General features: G+C 68.9%; 18 protein-coding genes. 7 read left to right on the plus strand and 11 right to left on the minus strand.

Going from position 1 to position 18,540, the window contains the following annotated elements; all coding sequences use genetic code 11:
• The first annotated feature begins 19 nt into the window (after window positions 1-19).
• From E1161_RS16470 to E1161_RS16490, 5 genes are read left to right on the plus strand one after another with little or no spacing between them, the layout of a single operon-like run.
• A complete protein-coding gene (locus E1161_RS16470) occupies window positions 20-1,276 on the plus strand; it encodes an ABC transporter substrate-binding protein (RefSeq protein WP_132624237.1) in 1,257 nt (418 codons plus the stop codon).
• A 35-nt stretch (window positions 1,277-1,311) separates the two neighbouring features.
• Window positions 1,312-2,340, plus strand: coding sequence for a carbohydrate ABC transporter permease (locus E1161_RS16475; RefSeq protein ID WP_132624190.1), 1,029 nt, complete (start codon window positions 1,312-1,314; stop codon window positions 2,338-2,340).
• A complete protein-coding gene (locus E1161_RS16480; protein WP_132624192.1) occupies window positions 2,337-3,197 on the plus strand; it encodes a carbohydrate ABC transporter permease in 861 nt (286 codons plus the stop codon). The genes E1161_RS16475 and E1161_RS16480 overlap by 4 nt, the downstream gene beginning before the upstream one ends.
• 30 nt (window positions 3,198-3,227) lie before the next feature.
• On the plus strand, window positions 3,228-4,901 hold the full coding sequence (locus E1161_RS16485) for a glycoside hydrolase family 13 protein (RefSeq protein ID WP_132624194.1): 1,674 nt from the start codon (window positions 3,228-3,230) through the stop codon (window positions 4,899-4,901).
• A 28-nt stretch (window positions 4,902-4,929) separates the two neighbouring features.
• On the plus strand, window positions 4,930-6,033 hold the full coding sequence (locus E1161_RS16490) for an ABC transporter ATP-binding protein (RefSeq protein WP_132624196.1): 1,104 nt from the start codon (window positions 4,930-4,932) through the stop codon (window positions 6,031-6,033).
• A gap of 160 nt (window positions 6,034-6,193) precedes the next feature.
• On the opposite strand, the gene E1161_RS27615 is transcribed toward E1161_RS16490, so the two are convergent.
• Both E1161_RS27615 and E1161_RS27220 read right to left on the minus strand, forming a co-directional pair.
• A complete protein-coding gene (locus tag E1161_RS27615; protein WP_207920268.1) occupies window positions 6,194-6,664 on the minus strand; it encodes a glycoside hydrolase family protein in 471 nt (156 codons plus the stop codon).
• Between the two features lie 837 nt (window positions 6,665-7,501).
• Complete coding sequence (locus E1161_RS27220; protein ID WP_165939822.1) at window positions 7,502-8,305, minus strand: alpha/beta fold hydrolase; 804 nt, start codon at window positions 8,303-8,305, stop codon at window positions 7,502-7,504.
• On the opposite strand from E1161_RS27220, the gene E1161_RS27225 reads away from it, so the two are divergent.
• Window positions 8,285-8,482: a hypothetical protein gene (locus tag E1161_RS27225; protein WP_165939823.1), complete on the plus strand. Its 198-nt coding sequence runs from the start codon at window positions 8,285-8,287 to the stop codon at window positions 8,480-8,482. The genes E1161_RS27220 and E1161_RS27225 overlap by 21 nt on opposite strands.
• A gap of 71 nt (window positions 8,483-8,553) precedes the next feature.
• Here the strand turns inward: E1161_RS27225 and E1161_RS27230 are convergent, their stop codons facing one another.
• The 7 genes from E1161_RS27230 to E1161_RS16525 all read right to left on the minus strand — a co-directional run bounded on the left by E1161_RS27230 (window position 8,554) and on the right by E1161_RS16525 (window position 14,510).
• Window positions 8,554-8,703: a hypothetical protein gene (locus E1161_RS27230; RefSeq protein ID WP_165939824.1), complete on the minus strand. Its 150-nt coding sequence runs from the start codon at window positions 8,701-8,703 to the stop codon at window positions 8,554-8,556.
• A gap of 265 nt (window positions 8,704-8,968) precedes the next feature.
• Window positions 8,969-9,217, minus strand: a complete 249-nt coding sequence (locus tag E1161_RS16505; RefSeq protein WP_132624200.1) for a hypothetical protein — start codon at window positions 9,215-9,217, stop codon at window positions 8,969-8,971.
• A 159-nt stretch (window positions 9,218-9,376) separates the two neighbouring features.
• Window positions 9,377-10,750, minus strand: coding sequence for a tripartite tricarboxylate transporter permease (locus E1161_RS16510; protein ID WP_132624202.1), 1,374 nt, complete (start codon window positions 10,748-10,750; stop codon window positions 9,377-9,379).
• Complete coding sequence (locus tag E1161_RS16515) at window positions 10,747-11,169, minus strand: hypothetical protein (RefSeq protein WP_132624204.1); 423 nt, start codon at window positions 11,167-11,169, stop codon at window positions 10,747-10,749. The genes E1161_RS16510 and E1161_RS16515 overlap by 4 nt, the downstream gene beginning before the upstream one ends.
• Entirely contained in the window at window positions 11,169-11,294 is a 126-nt protein-coding gene (locus E1161_RS28400; protein WP_268951400.1) for a hypothetical protein, read from the minus strand. Before E1161_RS28400 ends, E1161_RS16515 begins: the two co-directional genes overlap by 1 nt.
• Entirely contained in the window at window positions 11,291-12,556 is a 1,266-nt protein-coding gene (locus E1161_RS16520) for a hydroxymethylglutaryl-CoA reductase, degradative (RefSeq protein WP_235875078.1), read from the minus strand. Before E1161_RS16520 ends, E1161_RS28400 begins: the two co-directional genes overlap by 4 nt.
• Before the next feature lie 88 nt (window positions 12,557-12,644).
• Window positions 12,645-14,510 (minus strand): helix-turn-helix domain-containing protein, encoded by a 1,866-nt coding sequence (locus tag E1161_RS16525; RefSeq protein ID WP_132624208.1) that lies wholly within the window; start codon window positions 14,508-14,510, stop codon window positions 12,645-12,647.
• A 704-nt stretch (window positions 14,511-15,214) separates the two neighbouring features.
• Here E1161_RS16525 and E1161_RS16535 point away from each other — a divergent pair.
• The gene (locus E1161_RS16535; RefSeq protein WP_132624210.1) at window positions 15,215-15,553 is read left to right on the plus strand and encodes a hypothetical protein; all 339 of its coding nucleotides are present in this window, start codon (window positions 15,215-15,217) and stop codon (window positions 15,551-15,553) included.
• 362 nt (window positions 15,554-15,915) lie between these two features.
• Here E1161_RS16535 and E1161_RS16545 read toward each other — a convergent pair whose 3' ends face one another.
• Together E1161_RS16545 and E1161_RS16555 are read right to left on the minus strand one after the other, a co-directional pair.
• Entirely contained in the window at window positions 15,916-17,343 is a 1,428-nt protein-coding gene (locus tag E1161_RS16545; RefSeq protein WP_132624239.1) for an MBL fold metallo-hydrolase, read from the minus strand.
• 913 nt (window positions 17,344-18,256) lie between these two features.
• A partial coding sequence (locus E1161_RS16555; RefSeq protein ID WP_132624212.1) for an integrase core domain-containing protein occupies window positions 18,257-18,540 on the minus strand: 284 nt, incomplete at its 5' end.

Here is an 18,540-nt window from a genome sequence, read left to right on the forward strand (position 1 = left end):
CGCTACGACTTTATCGATCATGATCTCGTCGTTGCTGCTCGCCGCCGCGTGCGGCAACGGCTCCCAGGGCTCGCAGCAGTCCGACAAGCTGGAGGGGCGAGGGCCGATCACCTTCGCGACCGGCAAGGATGACGGGTCCGGGCTCAACCCGAGGATCGTCGAGGAGTGGAACAGAACTCATCCGCAGGAGCCGGTCCGGCTGGTCGAGCTGCCCGCCTCGGGCGACGACCAGCGGCAGCAGATGATCCAGAACGCGCAGACCAAATCCGACGCGTTCACGGTGCTGGACCTCGACAACGTGTGGATGTCGGAGTTCGCTGCCAACCGGTGGATCTCGCCGCTGCCCAAGGAGCAGTTCGACACCTCGAAGTTCCTGCGGCCGAACCTGGAGACCGCCGAGTACCGCGGTCGGCTGTTCGCCGTTCCGCACGGTTCGGACGGGGCGATGCTGTACTTCCGCAAGGACCTCCTCGCCAAGGCAGGTGTCGCTCCACCGAGGACTTGGTCGGAGGTGCAGCAGGCGTGCGCGAAGGTGCTCGCGCTGCCCGAGGCGGGCGGAATGTCCTGCTACACCGGTCAGTTCGAGAAGTACGAGGGCATGGTCGCGAACTTCGCTGAAGCGGTGCACAGCGCGGGTGGCGAGATCGTGGGCGCTGACGGCAAACCGCACGTCAACACGCCCGAAGCCGAGCGAGGCCTGGACTTCCTGGTCGAGGGATTCCGGTCGGGCATGATCCCCAAGGAAGCGATCGCCTTCAAGGAAGCGGAGTCGCGCAACGCCTTCCAGGACGGCAAGCTCGTCTTCACGCGGTGGTGGCCCGCCCAGTGGGCAAGTCTGAGCAAGACCGACGGGTCGTCCTCGGTGGCCGGCAAGTTCGACGTCGCCCCGTTGCCGGGGCTGTCGGGTCCGGGTGTGTCGAGTCTGGGCGGCCACAACCTGGCGATTTCGGCCTACGGCAAGAACAAGGCCACTGCGCTGGACTTCATCAAGTTCCGCACCAGCGAGCAGCAGCAGAAGTTCGCCTTGGACGTCGGGGCTTCGGCGCCCTCGCTCGCTTCGGTCTACGACGACCCGGCCCTGCAGGCGAAGTACCCCTACCTGCCGGTGCTGAAGGAGTCGATCACCCACGCCGAACCACGTCCGCGCGTCATCAACTACGGAGAAGTGACGCAGGCGATCCAGGACGAAGCATACCGGGCGCTGACCGGTGCCAAGAGCTCTCAGCAGGCGCTCGCCGACATGCAGGGCCGGCTGGAGCAGCTGAGCAGGCCGTGAACCACGAGCGCACACATGCGAGGGATGTCATGACGATGACCGCCGAGCGTCCCGCCGACGAAGCGAGGCAGGTGCCCACACCGGGCAAAGGCGGTGTGCGGAGCAGGAAGCCGTCCGGGAGAGCCGCGGGGACCGCGAGGCTCGCCGGTGTGCTGGTCTCACCGACATTGCTGGTGCTGGGACTGGTCGTGGTGTACCCGCTCCTGTCGGCGTTGCGGCAGTCCTTCTACACCGAAGGTGAGAACGTCGACGCGGAAGGTTTCGTCGTCGAAGGTGATCAGTTCGCCGGGCTGGCCAACTACACCAACGCCATCGTGGGCGAGGACGCGGGCCGGTTCTGGAACGCGATGTTCAACACGACGTTCTTCACCGTCACCACGGTCACCCTGGAGGCGCTGCTGGGCATTGCGATGGCGCTGATCATGCACCGTGCCTTCCGCGGGCGGGGCCTGGTCCGGGCGAGCGTGCTGGTGCCGTGGGCGATCCCGACCGCGGTCTCAGGTTTGCTGTGGCGGTGGATCTTCGCCCCGGACGGCGTTGCCAACACCATGCTGGGACAACAGGTCCTGTGGAGCACCGACGGGCCCCAGGCGCAGCTCGCGGTCATCATCGCCGAGGTGTGGAAGACCGCCCCGTTCGTCGGGCTGTTGACCCTCGCGGGCCTGCAGATCATCCCGAACGAGGTCTACGAGGCGGCCAAGGTCGACGGCGCCACCGCGTGGCGGCGGTTCTGGAACATCACGCTGCCGCTGGTCAAGCCCGCGCTGCTGGTGGCGGTGCTGTTCCGGATGCTGGATGCCCTGCGCATGTTCGACCTGCCGTTCGTGCTGGTCGGACAGCAGAAGCACTCGGTGGAAACGTTGTCCATGCTGGCGTGGCAGGAGGCCACCAATGTCCACTACGGCCCTGCGGCGGCGTACGCCACGATCATGTTCGGCTACGTGGCCCTCGTCGCCTTCGCCTTCGTCAAGCTGCTCGGCGCGGACGTCATCGGCGAAACCCGCAACCGGCGTCGCGAGGGACGCAAAGCCCGTTCCAAGGCAGGAAAGGGGGTGACGGCATGACCACCCACGCATCCGCACGCGGTGATCAGCGGGAAGCCGTTTGGAAGCGCTGGCTGCCCCACCTCGGCATCGTCGGCATCGTCGCGTTCTGCCTGGCGCCGTTCTACTGGATGGTGATCACCGCGTTCCGGCGCCCATCTGACCAGTACGACACCTTCCCCGTTCCGCGCATCTGGTCGGTGGACAACTTCCTCGCCGTCTTCGCACCGGATACGGGATTCGGCCGAGCCTTGGCCAACAGCCTCGTGGTGGCGGGGGTGACCACCGTGCTGACTCTGATCGTGGGGATCTCCACGGCCTATGCCTTGGCGCGGCTGGACTTCCGCGGCAAGAACCTCGTGATGGCGCTGATCATCGCGTGCAGCATGTTCCCCGGCATCTCACTGGTGGTGCCGCTGCTGAAGCTGTTCACCAGCATCGGCTGGATCAACACCTACCAGGCCATGATCACGCCAAGCTTGTCGTTCGCGCTGCCGCTGGCGGTGTGGAACCTGACGATGTTCTTCCGGCAGATGCCAGTGGAACTCGAACAGGCGGCCATGATCGACGGGTGCACGCCGGGCCAGGCGTTCCGGAAGGTGATCCTGCCGCTGGCGGCCCCGGGCGTGTTCACCACGGCGATCTTGACCTTCATCATGGCGTGGAACGAGTTCATCATCGCGTTGTCGATGGTCAACGAGAAGGAGATGCAGACGGTCACCGTCGCGATCTCCAAGTTCACCGGCTCGCAGGGGTTCGAGCAGCCCTTCGGCACGCAGATGGCGGCCGGTGTCGTCGTCACCGTCCCGCTCGTGATCGCCGTGCTGATCTTCCAGCGCCGCATCGTCGCCGGCCTCACCGCCGGTGGCGTCAAGTAATCCGCACATCACTGAGGAGAGGCCTCAACGATGCATGACAACAACTTGATCGATTCGCACCAGGATTCCGCCCCGTGGTGGCGTGATGCGGTGATCTACCAGGTCTACATCCGCAGCTTCGCCGACGGGAACGGCGACGGCATGGGCGACATCGACGGAATCCGGTCGAAACTGCCCTACCTGCGCGACCTCGGCGTTGACGCCATCTGGATCAATCCCTGGTACCCGTCACCGCAGGCCGACGCCGGGTACGACGTGGCCGACTTCCGCGACATCGAACCCCGCTTCGGCACCCTCGATGACGCTGACCAGCTCATCGCCGAAGCGCACGAGCACGGCATCCGCGTCATCCCCGACCTCGTGCCCAACCACACCTCCGACCAGCACGAGTGGTTCCAGGCAGCGCTGGCCGCCGGGCCCGGCAGTCCTGAACGCGCGCGCTACATCTTCCGACCAGGCCGCGGCCCGGACGGGTCGGAACCACCGAACAACTGGAACTCCTGCTTCGGTGGCCCCGCCTGGACGCGGGTGAGCGAACCCGACGGCAGTCCAGGGGAGTGGTACCTGCACCTGTTCGCCCCGCAGCAGCCCGACCTGAACTGGGCGCACCGCGAGGTTCGGGAGGAGTTCGAAGCGATCCTGCGTTTCTGGTTCGACCGCGGTATCGACGGCTTCCGGATCGATGTCGCCCACGGCCTGATCAAGGACACCGATCTGCCCGACGTCGTCGCACCGCAGGGATCCGGATACGTCTACCCCGCAGGACAGCATCCGCACTGGGACCGCGACGAGGTGCACGAGATCTACCGGCGCTGGAGGCGCATCGCCGACGAGTACCCCGGCCACCGGAAGTTCGTGGCAGAAGCCTGGGCCGACACCCCGCAACGGCTGGCCAACTACGTTCGGGCGGACGGCCTGCACACCGCGTTCAACTTCGACTTCCTGCAGGCGACCTGGAAGGCCGAGCGCCTGCGCGAGGTCATCGACACCACCACCTCGAGCCTGAACGCGGTGAGTGCCCCGGCGACCTGGGTCCTGTCCAACCACGACGTCCCCCGCCACGCGACCCGCTACGGACGCCCGCCTGTCGACTGGGTTCCGGGCCAGAACTACAGGGCGGACGGTGAGACGGACCTGGAGCTGGGCACTCGCCGCGCTCGGGCCGCAGCGCTGCTCATGCTGTCGCTGCCCGGCGGCGCCTACATCTACCAGGGCGAAGAGCTGGGCCTGCCCGAGGTCGAGAATCTCCCGGAGGAGCTGCTCCAGGACCCGGTGTGGGAGCGGTCCGGGCACACCGAGCGCGGCCGAGACGGTTGCCGAGTGCCGATCCCGTGGTCCGGGGAGAAGCCGCCGTTCGGCTTCAGCCCGGCCAACGCCACGGCGGATCCGTGGCTGCCGCAGCCGGATTCGTGGGAGGACCTCACGGCCGAGGTCCAGACCGGCGATCCGGGCTCGATGCTCGAGCTCTACCGCTCCGCCCTGCGCCTGCGCCGCGAGCACCCCGCGCTCGGCGAGGGAGACCTGGCCTGGAACGACGCCGGTGAGGGAGTCCTTTCGTTCACCCGCACGCCCGGTTTCGCCTGCGTGGTCAACCTCTCCGGGAAGGCCCAGCGACTGCCCGAGCACGACCGGGTGCTGCTGACCAGCGGCGAACTGGACGACGAGATGCTCCCGCCCGACACCGCCGTCTGGCTGTCCCTGTGAACGCCGCGGGCGAGGAAAGAGGTACCTGATGGCGACCATCACCTATGACAAGGCGACCCGGCAGTACCCGGGCGCGGACCGGCCCGCCGTGGACGACCTGGCCCTGGACATCACCGACGGCGAGTTCCTCGTTCTGGTCGGGCCGTCCGGATGCGGGAAGTCGACCAGCCTGCGGATGTTGGCAGGGCTCGAGGACGTGGACTCCGGCGCGATCCACATCGGCGACCGCGAGGTCACCCACCTCTCGCCGAAGGACCGGGACATCGCGATGGTGTTCCAGAACTACGCCTTGTACCCGCACATGACCGTGGCGCAGAACATGGGCTTCGCCCTCAAGATCGCCGGATCACCGAAGGACGAGATCAACCGCCGGGTCGCCGAGGCCGCGACACTGCTCGACCTGGAGCCGTACCTGGATCGCAAGCCCAAAGCCCTCTCCGGTGGGCAGCGGCAGCGGGTGGCCATGGGCCGAGCCATCGTCCGCGAACCCCAGGTGTTCCTCATGGACGAGCCGCTGTCCAACTTGGACGCCAAGCTGCGGGTGTCGACGCGCTCGCAGATCGCCGCCCTGCAGCGCCGGCTCGGTGTCACGACGGTGTACGTCACCCATGACCAGGTCGAAGCCATGACCATGGGCGACCGCGTCGCGGTGCTCAACAACGGCGTGCTCCAGCAGTGCGCCTCCCCGCGCGCTCTCTACGAGCGGCCCGCGAACGTCTTCGTCGCCGGGTTCATCGGCTCGCCCGCGATGAACCTCGCCACCTGTGACCTCGCCGATGGCGGGGCGCGGTTGGGCGAAGTGTTCCTCCCGCTGCCGCGAACCACCCGAGAAGCGGCCCGCGCCGACGGTTCTTCCACGGTCACGCTCGGGTTCAGGCCGGAAGACCTCAACGTCGTCGGCCCGGGCGCAGAGGGGTTGGCGGGCGCGGTCACGCTCGTCGAGGAACTCGGCTCTGACGCCTACGCCTACTGCAGGCTCACCGAAGGCGGCCGCACCCACGGCGAGGTGGACGTCATCGCCCGCGTTGACCCGCGCGCCGGCGTCACCAAGGGCGAGCAGATCCACCTGCGCCCACGGCCGGATGCCCTGCACGCGTTCTCCGCAACCACCGGCGAACGTCTTCCCACCTGACCATTCGACCCCCGGTGCGGGCGGACATGCCGCCCGCACCGGGGACCCCCACGGCTCCACGGCTCCAGTCGGCAGCAGGGCAATGGATCTGTCACGAGTGACGGAGCGGCTTCAAGATGGCGGGTGGGGCATGATGGGCACCCCAGTTTCGATCGGCCGTTCAGGGAGATCTCGGGGGGTCCGGCCGAAGTGGTAGTTCCGGGGCGACACCCGGGCGGCTCGGTTGCCAGTGGAGCGGTGCGAGGTGCAGTCCGCCTTGGCCCCAGCCTGCGCTGGTGATCGAGGTGGTGCCGTCGGGTTCGGTGATGACCTCGGCGGCATGGGCGTTGATGTGGCCGGCGGAATCGTCCACCGTGAACCGGAAGGGGTTCGCGCTGCGGTACACCCGGGTGTCCTCGTACCCGGGATCGCAGCAGACGAACAGGTACCAGCCGTCCGGGCGCCGCACCACGAACGGGGATTCGGTGGGTCCGCCGACAGTGCCCGATCGCGGGTGTTCGAAGGCGACGTGCTTGCCGCTCCAGTGCGTCAGGTCGGTGCTGACCCGGTAGGCCACCTGGTGGTTGCCGCCCTCGGGTGTACTGGTCGCGGTGTAGTACATGACCCAGAGCGAGCCGACCCTGGTGACCATGGGATCTCTGGCGTCGAATCCGTCGGTGAACAGCGGGTTGGCGTCACTTCGGGTCCAGTTCCACAGGTCGGTGGACTCGCGAGATGCATGCGGTAGGCGGCGTGATCAGGGGTGCCCGCGGCGTAGAAGAGGTGGTACACGCCGTCGGCGAAGACCACGTGAGGGGCCCAGATGTGGCTCTCCCCGGCAGCGGGGTCGGCGCTCAGCGCGAACGGCTGCTTCGTCCAGGGGCCACGTGGCGAGGGTGCGGTGGCGTGACCGAAGTGCTTCTCGTCCAGCGGATCGGCCGGCTCGGGGTGGGTGATGGCGTAGACGTGCCACAGTGCGGTGTCCGCGTCCCGGATCATCGTGTGGTCGTTGTAGTACCACTGCTCGTCCTCGCCGACGGACGGGTCGTAGACGCGGAGGAACTCCCCGGCCGACACCGAATCAGACGCCGACGCCACTCCGGCCGCTGCCATCTGGACCACCACCAGCAGTGCGATCATCGATCGAATCATCATCGCCCCTCGTCTCGGCGCGCCTGTGTCCTCTCGGTATACCGATCGAGCGGCTCTGCCGACAGCCGTGGAACGAGTGAACGTGCTCAGGCGGCAGGCGCGATCCCAGCGGCGGCACCGCAACCGACACTGGCGGCGTCGGTGGACTCCGAGGGATCGTTGCAACGCCACTCGGGTGGGGTCACCTCCCGGGACTTCGCGGCCGCAGCGTCCGGAAGATTGCGCAAGCAGCTGCGCGAGGCCGAACCTCGACCACGAGCCAACGGCAACCGGTCGGCACTACCGGAGATGCACGCCACCGGCTCCGAAGCCGCCGTGCGTCAGCGATTTCCGAGCATCAGGCGGATTGGGCTTGCGGCGAGGTGGCGTGGGAGATGAGCTGGTGGAGGAGTTCGTCGATGACCGCGGGGTGTTCGAGCGGCACCATGTGGCCCGCGTTCGGGATCATCGCGAGCCGGGCGCCCGGTACTTCTCGGGCGATCGCGGTGCTGTGCTCCGGCGAGATGGTCACGTCGTGCTCGGCCCCGATCACGAGCGTGGCCACGTTGCCCAGCACCGGTAGTGCCGCGCGCTTGTCGAGCGTGAGGAATTGGGGGATGAGCGCCACCAGCGCGTGGACGGGGTTCGACCGCGTTAGCTGGAGGACGAAGTCGACCACCGAGGGCGGTACCCGGGAGGCGAACGAGAAGCCGCGCGCCACGGCGAGGGCCGCGTTCCTGAGGGCGCGGCACGAGACCGAGGTGAGACGAAGCCGGTCGATGACGGCCAGCACGATGTTGGCCGCCTCGGGTGGCAGCACGGCCCGCCCGTTGACCGGCGCGGCCGCGGTCGTCACCAACCCGACCCCGACCACGCGGTCACCGAAGAGCTCCGGGTGCTGCTCGGCGAGTGCCATGACCGCCATGCCGCCCATCGAGTGCCCGATCAGCACGACCGGCCCCTCGGGGACGGCCTGGTCGAGCACCGCGGCCAAGTCGCTGCCGAGCTGGTCGAGGTTGAGTCCGTCCAACCCGCCCACCGCGGATCGGCCGTGGCCCCGGTGGTCGTAGGAGATCACTCGGGCGTTGCGGGCGAGCGACGTGCGCTGGAAGTGCCAGAAGTTCGTGTCCGCCAGGTACCCGTGGCAGAGCACCACGGTCACCGGCGCACCCGGATCGCCGTCGACGTCGACGTGCAGCGGGACCCCGTCGGCAGCGGTCACGAGTGCGGCATCGGCAGGCGCGCCCGCCACATCGACGACGTCGCCGAGGGCCTCTCGCGCGTGCTGTGCCGGCGCGGAACCACCCTCGGCGGCCCGAAGGGCGAGGCCGGACAGTGAACCGCGCACGCGTCGTACCGCCATCCGGACCCGCGCGCCGACGGACGCCTGCGCAGGCCAGGGCGTGCTGATCACCACCGGCGCACGCCCTTCGGGCCGGGAGTGGCCTGCGGCTCGTCCGACACGCAGGCCGTCCGGGCGGTGCTGCCGATGCGGTGGGTCAGCCGCGCGTGGGATGCGGGCCCGGGGGAGGGGCGGCCCGCGTTGTGGAGTTCGCTCACGTGCGCCTTCCATGTCGGGGGAGGAGATCCGGCCACAACCGCCGCACATGGCGACCGCCGACAGGCCGATGCGCTCGTGACCAAACCGTGATGCTCTAACTCGAATCTAACTCACGGTTACGTCTACTTCAAATAGCTAACCCGGACGGATTAACGCACGCTCCTTTTTGAAGGTGAGCGACTTCGTTGTGTGACAAGTCATGTGTATCGGGGAGGCCGTGAGGCGGGCGCGGGCGTTGATGGGTGCGCGACCGCGGTCGATCCGTCACAGCAGGTGCTCGTACCGATCGCGGTGCTCCGATTCCGAGGGCGCGCTGAGCATCAGCGCGGTTTGCTTCGTGACGTAGTCGTCGAACTGCAGCGCCCGTTCGAGGTGGCAAGTGCTGAGGGCCCAACAGCCGACTCTCCTCGGGCACACCGTCGCGGGTGCTTTCGGCAACGTCGGCGGCGTCCGCAACTGACTCGGGTCGTCCGCGGCGTCGAGTTCTGCGGGCGGCGTGCTGATCCCGGCCACATCGCAACGACGTCCAGGTGCGGACGTCGAGAAGACCGGCCGAGCGATGTCGTTGAAACGGGAGGAGCAGTCCCCGACCTGGGCGGATGGCCCAGGCCGGGAACTCAGGACGGATCTCGCGTGCAGGGGCGGAAACGTGCCCGTCCCCGACCGCCATCCTCAACCGAGGGCGATGATCGCGGGTACGGTCAGGACGGCTGCGTAGTAGCCCATGAACTGCACGCCCGAGTGCACGCCGAACATCCGGTTCATCAGGCCGCCGATGAGGCCGACCGTCAGCGTCACTAGCACGGCGAGCAATCCGCCCTCGTAGAGGCAGATCACCAGGATCAGGCCTGCGAACGCGCCGATGATCGCTTCGTGCGAGACGTTCTTCAGCACCCACGAGGCAGCGCGGTGGGCGTTGGTCATCGCGAACGGGTACGCGATCAGGCAGGCGATCGTCACCGCCAAGAGGCCGAAGACCAGGAACTCCCACGTTTCGAGCAGGTCGTGCAGGTTGTGGGTCTGCCCGGTCGCGGTGTCGACGGTGTAGACGGGCGGTGCGTTGAACAGCGGGGCCGCCGGGCCCGCCGCCATCGGCGACAGCGGCAGGCCGAGCGCGATGAGCGGGATCATCGTCTCGGCGATGTAGGTCGACTCCGTGGTGCCGTTCCGCACCGCCATCTTCGTGGTGAGCTTGTGGTAGCCGTTCTTGATCCGGGCACCGACCACCTCGCCCATGAGCACCGTCATCGCCACCGGCGAGAACACGAAGGTCGCGCTCGAGACGACGGCGGCCCCGGAGGTGTAGCCCGTCTGCCGGCGGTCGAGGACCTCCAACGGGTTCGGCATCCGGCCGCTCCACGTCCGCACGTCCGGTGCCAGGGCGAACTCCGCCGGTCCGTCCCGGTGCAAGGTCTTGCGACCGGCTGGGGAGAGAGCCAGGAACAGGTCCGCCACCAGCGGACCGGTCGCGATGCCGAGGAAGAAGCTGATGCTGAGCGAGTGCCCGAGCTGGGTGGTCACAAACTCGTTGATCCCGACGATCAGCAGCACGAACGGGAACAGCGCGCCCACCGCGGCCCAGCGCCCCTTCGAGGTGAGCGCGATCAGGATCGCGGCACCGGCGAAGATCCACGGCGCGAGATCGCCGATCTCGTCTGCGATCGGGGAGAGGATCCAGGCGAACAGCACCGCCAGCGGCACCGCGATGAACGCGGCGACCACGCCGCCCGAGATGGCCTTGCGGAGCGCGATGTGCGGCACCCCGAGCTCGCGGAGCTGCTGCGCGTCGCTCAGCAGCGGCACGGTCATCGTGTCGCCGGGGATGCCGAGCAGCGTCGTGGGGATGGCGTGGGTGATGTGCTTGGCGACCACGGCTGCCAGGAAGAAGCTGAACACCCCGGCCGGCGGCACCCCGAGCAGCACCACCAACAGCGTCAGCGGTGCCACCACGGCGGTTTCGTCCGTGCCCGACACCAGGCCGATCGCGGCGAAGACGATCGCACCGACAAGTCCCATGCTCAGGGCCCACAGGAACGCTTCCATCATGGGTGGACCTCCTGTCTCCGCTTCGCTTCCTCGTGGGCCTCGGCGAGCACGTCGTACAGCCCGAGCAGGCGCAGCTCTCGCTGCACCTCGGCGGAGAGCGCGGCCGGGTCGGTCCACTCGCCTCCGTCGGCGGCGATGACCTCGAGCGCCTCGCGCCTGCTCTCGGTGATCGTCGAGTTCTCCCGGACGACCCGCTTCGGCTTGAACAACCGGGCCGCGATCACCGCGGCGACGAGGCAGGCCACGAGTCCGAGCAGCAGCGCGTAGGACTCCGCCAGGGTTTCGTCGGCCACGGTCGCCGTGAAGAAGGCCCTGCTGAGCAGGAAGGCCGGGGCCGCGACCCCGGCACCCAGCGCGATGGACATGCCCATGTGCCTGGTGTCGACGGTGTCACCCCAGACCTCGATGAGTCGGGACATCAGCGTTGCTCCGTTCGATCGAAGTGGCTGAGGGCGGTGGCGACCACGGGTGGGACGAAGCTGGTGAGTTCGACGGGCACGACCGCCTCCTCGGCCTGCAGCCCCAGCGCGAGTGGCGACGTCATCGTCCGCTCCGCAGTTCGGCGAGCGCGGCCTCGGCCTGGTCGTGACCGAAGTTCTTCTTCGCGATCAGCTGTGCCGCCACGGGCGCGATCTCGTCGGGACCGGCACCGGCCGCGATGGCGATGTTCTTGGCGTGCAGGGACATGTGGCCGCGCTGGACGCCCTCGCTGGCGAGCACCCGCAGGGCGGCGATGTTCTGGGCGAGCCCGACGGCGGTGATCAGCTCGGCGAGTTCGGAGGCCGAGGTGACCCCGGTGAGAGCGACGGCCGCGCGGGCGCCGGGATGGGTCTTGGTGGCGCCGCCGACGAGACCGACGGGCATCGGCAGTTCCAGCGTGGCGACGAGGTTGCCGTCGGCGTCCTCCTCGAAGGTCGACAGCGAGGTGTAGCGGCCCTCAGCTCCGACCGCGTGCGAGTGGGCGCCGGCCTCGACGGCGCGGGTGTCGTTGCCGGTGGCCAGCACGACCGCGGAGATGCCGTTCATGATGCCCTTGTTGTGGGTCGCGGCGCGGTAGGGATCGCCCGCGGCGAGCTTGTAGGCGTGCACCATGTCCTCGACGACGGGTGGACCACCGAGCGTCTCGGCGTCGAGGACGGCCCGAGCCCGGGCGAGCCGCATGTCGGCCTTGTTGGTGAGGATCCGGAGGACGACCCGCCCACCGGCGACCTCGGCGACCCGGTCGGCGACCGCCTCGGCCATGGTGTTGACCGCGTTGGCGCCCATCGCGTCGCGGACGTCGACGACCAGGTGGGCGACGACGTAGGTCTCGTCGTCGAAGTTCACCGTGCGCACCACGAGGTCGCGCACCCCGCCGCCCACCTCGGCGAGCTTGGGGTCCTGGGCGGCGGCGAGCTCCATCAGCTCGGTGCGGGCTTCGAGCAGGCGCAGCCGAGCGGCGTGCGGATCGACGAGGTCGACGAGCTGGATCTGCGCCTGCATGATCGACCCCGTGCTGGAGGTGCGGAAACCTCCGAGCGCACGGGCGAACCGGGCGCCGTTGCTGGCGGCCGCGATCACCGAGGCCTCCTCGGTGACCATGGGCACGAGCACGTCCTCGCCGTTGACGGTGAAGTTGGTGGCCACGCCGACCGGTAGCGCGAAGGTGCCGAGCACGTTCTCGCTCAGGTGGCTCGCGGCCTCGACGTCGAAGCCGTCCGCGTCGAAGGCCGCGAGTTCGGCGATGTCGATCCCCGCCGCCTCGACGACGATCTTGCGCCGCTCGCTGGTGCTCAGGTTGCGGAAGCCCGGAATTCTGCTGACCACGAGTAGTTCCTCCTTGAACGGATGACGAACCAAGGGAACCCCAGTGGTGACCGGGAGCACATGTCCGAAGGGGACAGGATCACGCCGCTCACATGTCGGTTTCCGACATCCGGAGCAGCTGCACGGCGATGCCGAGGCGGAACTGCTGCTCCGGTCGTCGCCACTCCGGCCCGAGCAGCTCGGTGATCCGCTCCAGCCGCTGCTTGACCGTGTTGGCGTGGACGAAGAGCACGTCCGCGGACCGGGTGATGCTCGCGTTCTGCGCCAAGTAGGCGTGCAGGGTCGCGACCAGGTCGCTCCGGTGAGCGGCGTCCCACTCGAGCAGCGGCGCCAGCAGCCCTCGGGCGAAGGCGCGCGCACGGTGCCCGTTGGCGCCGAAGAGGGCGAGGTACGGGGCGTAATCGCGCGCCGCGACGCCCGCATCGGCCACCCCGACGCCGGGCAGCATCCGCGACAGCGCCGTGACGTCGACGACCTCCCCGGGGACCTGCTCCACGGGATGTGTTCCACCGACGACCACGAGGCCCCGGTCCCCGGCTTCGGCGAGCCTGCCGTGCACGCGACCGGCGAGGTCGAGCGGATCCAGCTCCCCGGGCACCAGGGCGATCACGCCGGCGTCGTGCTGGGCGACCAACCAGCGCTGGTCCAGCCCGGTCAGAGCCCGAGTGAGGTTCCACCGCTGCTGTTCCCAACCGACCGCGAGCACCGGTGTCCAGAGCCCGGTCAGATCGACTCCGCGCTGCTGGGCACGTCGCCGAAGCGAGGCCCAGTCGTCGCGTTCCGAGACCAGGTCGGCGACGAGTTCGCCGCGGACCCGTTCCTCGGCATCGGCGACGGCGTCGTTCTGCATGGTGACCAGTGCGTGGCTCTGGGCACCGCGTTCGATGGTCCGCCGCTGCACCTCGTCGAGAGGCTCACCCCCGACGAGCAGCACGCCGAGAAGGGTGCGACCGGCCATCGCCGCGACCAGCCCCAGGACCTCGCCGTCACCGACGTCGACCCAGCGGGCGGTGCCCCGGCTGGCCTCCACTGCCGCCAGCACCCCGGGTGAGAGCCGGCCGGCGGTCCACCACGCGGCGGCCTCCTCGTCGCTTGTGGCCAGAGCGCCCAGCTCCCGGTCGGCGATCGCCACCGGGCGCCCCAACGCGTCGGCCAGGACGCGCGCGATCGCGTCCGACCCCTCGCCCGCGAGCACCAAGCGGGTCAGCTGCTCGTGCAAGCTGGCCGAGGCCTCCATCGCCGCCGCCCGCCGCTCCGCCTCGGCACTGGCCGCCTCCGCCCGGGCAGCGGCTTCGCGCTCGGCCGCCAGCAGCCGAGCGGTCTGCAGGATCACCGCACCCTGGTTGGCGAAGGCCGTGAGCAGCGCGATCTGCTCGGTGCTGAAGCCGTGCGTGGAGCGGTCGGCCGCGAACAGCACCCCGAGCACCCGCTCGGAGGCGATCAGCGGCACGCCGAGGATCGACCGCATCTGCTCGGCCCGGACCGCGGCGGTCACCTCGCTGTCGTGCGGGAAGGAACCGACGTCGTACGCCGCGGTCCACTGAGGGGCGCGTGTCCGCACCACCTGGCTGGCGAGGCCGACACCGGCCGGCACCCGCAGCTCCCGCATGTTGGCCGACAGCGCCCCCCTGTTCGCCCGGACGAAGAGCTCGTCGGTCTCCTCGTCGTACTCCGAGAGGTAGGTGAGATCGGTGCCCATCAACTCGTGAGCGCGGTCCACGAGCTTCTGCAGCAGCGGCTGCAGGTCGCGCACCTCGGCGAGCTCCCGCAAGCTCGACATCAACACCGACAGCTCCCGGTCCCTCGCCCGGAGGCGATCCAGTCGAGCCCGGGCGTCCACCAGGACGCTGGTGGTCTCCGCACCCAGACCCCGGGCCGCACGCCTGAGATCGCCCTCGCTGACGGGGTGGTCGGCGATGATCATCTCGGTCAACGCCCGCAGGTCGGTGCTCACACGATCACCCGGGACCAGCCGAGACCAAAGCCGAATCGCATGCCGAGAGGCTAGCCCCACCAGCCACCAAGCCGTGAACACCGAACCGAGCCGGAGGAACTCCGGTTGCGGGGCCGGGAGGAGGTTGAGGCGTTGCCGCTCTACGAGGGTGCGTCCTCTTTCTGGTGCGCGACGAGCTTGGTCCACGACACCACCGAGCGGGATGCATGACGATCGATCCAGCTGCGTCTGCGTCGGAGGGAGACGACTGGCTGGAGAGCACAGGGAGAGCACGGCATCGAACGTTCTGGCCACGCCGTCGCCAAGGAGGACGTGGTCCACGAGCTCCACGAGCTGTTGGTGCGCGGCGCTGGCAGCATGCAGCTGGACACGCACTACCGGGAGCTGATGAACCGGCTCGCCCACCACCGGTTGGCGTCGGCATCGCTGACCCGCGCGCGACGGCTCGGCGCCTCGCCATCGGAACACCGGCGCCTGCTCGAATTGATCACGGATGAACGCGGAGGCCGATTGCCGGGTGGCTTGCGCGAGCGCCGGTGTCTCAGGCGGTGGGTGAGAGCTGCAGGTTCCGGTGGCGCGCCGTGGTGGCCCTGCTGATGGGTACTTGCCCACAGATGTGGGGTCTTTGTTCCCTGGTGACCCCGTCCGGGCGGGGGTATGCATCATGGCCGGACAACGTGCACGTAGGAGGGTGGGAGATCGAGATGAGCATCCCCGTGGAGCATCCACTTGAGGCGCTGTACCAGGTCCGCGATGTGCTCGAAGCCGCGGTCGCCGGGGTCCGGAGGGCGCCAGCGGAGCAGATCAGCGACCAGCTGGGCTGCTACGCCGCAGTGAACACTTCGATCCTCTACGAGTTCCGGACGCTGGCCGACCAGATTCACGAGAAGATCTCCGGCACGGACCGCCCGACGGTGCGCGTCGCCCACGAGGAGCTCGGCGATGTCGTTGCCCTGTTCGACATGATCATCGCCTATGTCGAGCGGCACCAGCCAACGATCGATGACCTCCGCCACCAGGGCCTGCAGAATGCTGGCGGGTAACGCTGCTGGTGACATTCGCAGGGCACAAGAGCGGTCGAGGCCAGGGCTGGAAGAGGTCGCTCCTCGAGGAGCAAGAGGACTCATGGGTGCGCACGGCCCACACCTGAGACATGCAGGGTCGCGCCTGCTGCGCCGCCTTGTGCGGCGCTGAGTCCCAACATCGCCGCGCGTGCGATCGAAGCTCTGGGCTTGCAGCACGCGCGGCTGCGGACCGCCTTGAACACCGCGAAGGTGGCCGACACGTCAACGACTTCGCCGGTCACCTCGCGGCGGTCAAACAGTCCCTGGCCGTGATGAGCAGGGCCGGGTGCGACCAAGCGATCTCTCCGGGCGCGCACCTGGTCAGCGGACGGGTCGTGGTGTCAGGTTCTGTCGGTCATCGGCACACCGGCCTCGGCGGTGGCGTCGAACTTGTCGTCGATGAGCACGACCGTGCGGCCGGCCGCTTCCAGCACCGAAGCCGCTGCCGTGGCGCGGTAACCGCTGCCGCAGTGCACCCACACCGCACCCGCCGGCACCTCATCCACCCTGTCGGCGAGCTCGTAGAGCGGGACGTGCACCGCATCGACGACGTGCGACGCGGCGAACTCGTTGTTGGTCCGCACGTCCAGCACCACCTCCGGCACAGGAAGCCCGCCGGAGTCGCCGCTCAGCGCCGAGGCCAGGTCGGCGAACATGGCGGTCGGCGTGCTGCGCAGCTGGCCGGAGTCGGCGGCCAGCTCCTCCGGGGTGCCCACGGCCGCCGCGGCGAACTTGTCGATGCCGATGCGCGACAACTCGCGCTGAGCCTGGCCGACCTGCTCGCGGGACTCGCCCAGCAGCGTGATCGGAGCGCCCCAGTCGATCATCCAACCCAGCCAGGTCACCATCGGGCCGTCCAGCCCGAGACTGACCGTTCCGGCCAGGTGCGAGACCACGTAGGCCTTGCGGGAGCGCAGATCGACCACCCACTCCCCGTGCTCCAAGCGCCGGCGCAACTCGGCCGGCTCGGCACGGACCGGTTCGCGCAGGTCCAGCGGCTCGGGCCCTGCGGTGTTCTGCACACCCATGTGCGCGTAGTACGCCGGGTAGGCATCCAGCCCTGCGAGGGTCTGCTCGACGAAGTCGCCCTCGGCCAACGTCAGCGCCGGGTTGACGCGCTTCTGCTGGCCCAGCGTCGCCGAGTCGCCCGAGGCCTGCGTGGCCGAGCAGAAGCTCCCGAACCCGTGGGTCGGCCAAATCCGCGCCCCGTCGGGCAAGATCGACGCCAGCTTCTGCGCGGACGCGTGCTGGTGGCGGGCGAGGTCCCCGCTGTGCTGCTCGCCCAGCAGGTCGGTGCGCCCGGTCGTGCCGAACAGCAGCGAACCGCCGGTGAACACGCCCGCCGGGCCGTCGGTGCCTTCCAGCACGTAGGACAGGTGGTGGAAGGTGTGACCCGGAGTGGCCACCGCGCGCACCTGCATCCGCGGCGAGAGCTCCACCGCCTCGCCGTCGACCAGCGCACGCCGATCGAACGGCACCTCGTCGGCAGTCGCCAGCCCGTACTCGGCGCCCGTCAGTCGGGCCAGCTCCAAGCCACCGGAGACGTAGTCGTTGTGCACGTGCGTGTCCAGCACCAGAGCGATCCGCACGCCCAATCGGCCGGCGGCGGCGATCACCCGGTCCACGTCCCGCTGCGGGTCGACGACCACGGCCACCTCGCCGTCGGTGGCCAGGTAGCTGCGGTCCCCCAGCGAGGACGTCTCGATCACCTCGACCACAAGGCCACCGGCCAAGCGGTCCTCATGCTTCACCACATCCATCGCCGTCATCGCTGCGCACCCCTTCCAACCTGGTTGCCTGCTCCGATCCACCCGATGTCCCACCCGGCCACCGAGGCCGCTCGCCCACCGGCCGCGTTCATCGCTTCCGCAACCTCCAGGCCCTTCGCCCTCCCGAACGGCAGTGACGTAGCACTCCTGCCCCCGCAAGTCGCTGCGGCGAGGCCAGCACCTCCGCAGCGGCACGTCCACCGCACCCGGCACATGACCCGATGCGTACTCCTCCGGCTCACGCACGTTCAACCAACCGGGTACCCCTCCGCCACGCCCCGGCAAAGCCCTCCACACCGACTTCCGGCGTCTTCGAGGACAACGATCCTCCGCAACTCCTGCGGGTACCAAGTAGTGCCACGAGTCCGACTGGCCAAGGACAGGCACCGCCCGACCGCGTTGGGCGAGCGCGAGGAACAGGCGCTCCAGCTCCTGCTCGGTCATCGGAGGTTCATCGCCATCCTCGCGAGCCTGCTGGCAGTACCTCATCCCGATGGCCACCATCTTGGAGCCAGCACGGTCCGAAGCGAGGGAAGCTGCGAGCTGGGTCAGCACCTCGGCGCAGGTGGGGTGGACCATCGCGGTGCCCGCGCCCAGCAGTGCGGTCGCGATCGCCCATGCCGGGAAGGTGCCGACGATGGCGATGAGGGTGAGGGCGGTGGCTTGCACGAGCATTCCCGCGGTGGTGCGGTGCCTGCGCCCCCATCGGTCGCAGAGGGCTCCGGTGGCGAGTTGTCCGATGCCCCGCGGGGTAGGGGGCGATGAGGATGCCGACCTGATCTACCGCGAGTCCGGCGCTGGCGAACAGCATTGGTGCGGATGGGACGAGCTGTGGTTGTCGGGCGGGTGGCGGGCTGCCGCGCGCCAATGGGATCAAGAATTCGGCTCAAGCGGCTCGGGAAGAAGGCGGGATCTAGATGTGATGTCCGGGGAGGTTGGTCAGTCGGGTGGCTGGCGGTGTGCCTCCGATGGCGGAGTGGGAGCGGTGGTGATTGTAGAAGTGGATCCAGGCTGGCAGGGCGGCGTTGCGTTGCTGGGTTGATTCGTAGAGGCGCGCGTAGGCCCAGCCGTCGGCGAGGGTGCGGTGGAATCGTTCGATTTTGCCGTTGGTTTGGGGCCGGTAGGGCCGGGTGCGTTTGTGGGTGATGCCGAGCTCGCGACAGGTGTCACGCCAGGCGTGGGAGCGGTAGCACGCGC

The sequence above is a fragment of the Saccharopolyspora aridisoli genome (assembly GCF_004348445.1).
Lineage (GTDB): Bacteria > Actinomycetota > Actinomycetes > Mycobacteriales > Pseudonocardiaceae > Saccharopolyspora > Saccharopolyspora aridisoli.

Coding starts and splice junctions, on each gene's coding strand:
- E1161_RS16510 (WP_132624202.1), bottom strand. CDS start 10,750: ATGATGGAAGCGTTCCTGTGGGCCCTGAGCATGGGACTTGTCGGTGCG.
- E1161_RS28400 (WP_268951400.1), bottom strand. CDS start 11,294: ATGACGTCGCCACTCGCGCTGGGGCTGCAGGCCGAGGAGGCGGTCGTG.
- E1161_RS16470 (WP_132624237.1), top strand. CDS start 20: ATGATCTCGTCGTTGCTGCTCGCCGCCGCGTGCGGCAACGGCTCCCAG.
- E1161_RS16515 (WP_132624204.1), bottom strand. CDS start 11,169: ATGTCCCGACTCATCGAGGTCTGGGGTGACACCGTCGACACCAGGCAC.
- E1161_RS16480 (WP_132624192.1), top strand. CDS start 2,337: ATGACCACCCACGCATCCGCACGCGGTGATCAGCGGGAAGCCGTTTGG.
- E1161_RS16545 (WP_132624239.1), bottom strand. CDS start 17,343: ATGACGGCGATGGATGTGGTGAAGCATGAGGACCGCTTGGCCGGTGGC.
- E1161_RS27615 (WP_207920268.1), bottom strand. CDS start 6,664: ATGGTCACCAGGGTCGGCTCGCTCTGGGTCATGTACTACACCGCGACC.
- E1161_RS16490 (WP_132624196.1), top strand. CDS start 4,930: ATGGCGACCATCACCTATGACAAGGCGACCCGGCAGTACCCGGGCGCG.
- E1161_RS16535 (WP_132624210.1), top strand. CDS start 15,215: ATGAGCATCCCCGTGGAGCATCCACTTGAGGCGCTGTACCAGGTCCGC.
- E1161_RS16475 (WP_132624190.1), top strand. CDS start 1,312: ATGACCGCCGAGCGTCCCGCCGACGAAGCGAGGCAGGTGCCCACACCG.
- E1161_RS16485 (WP_132624194.1), top strand. CDS start 3,228: ATGCATGACAACAACTTGATCGATTCGCACCAGGATTCCGCCCCGTGG.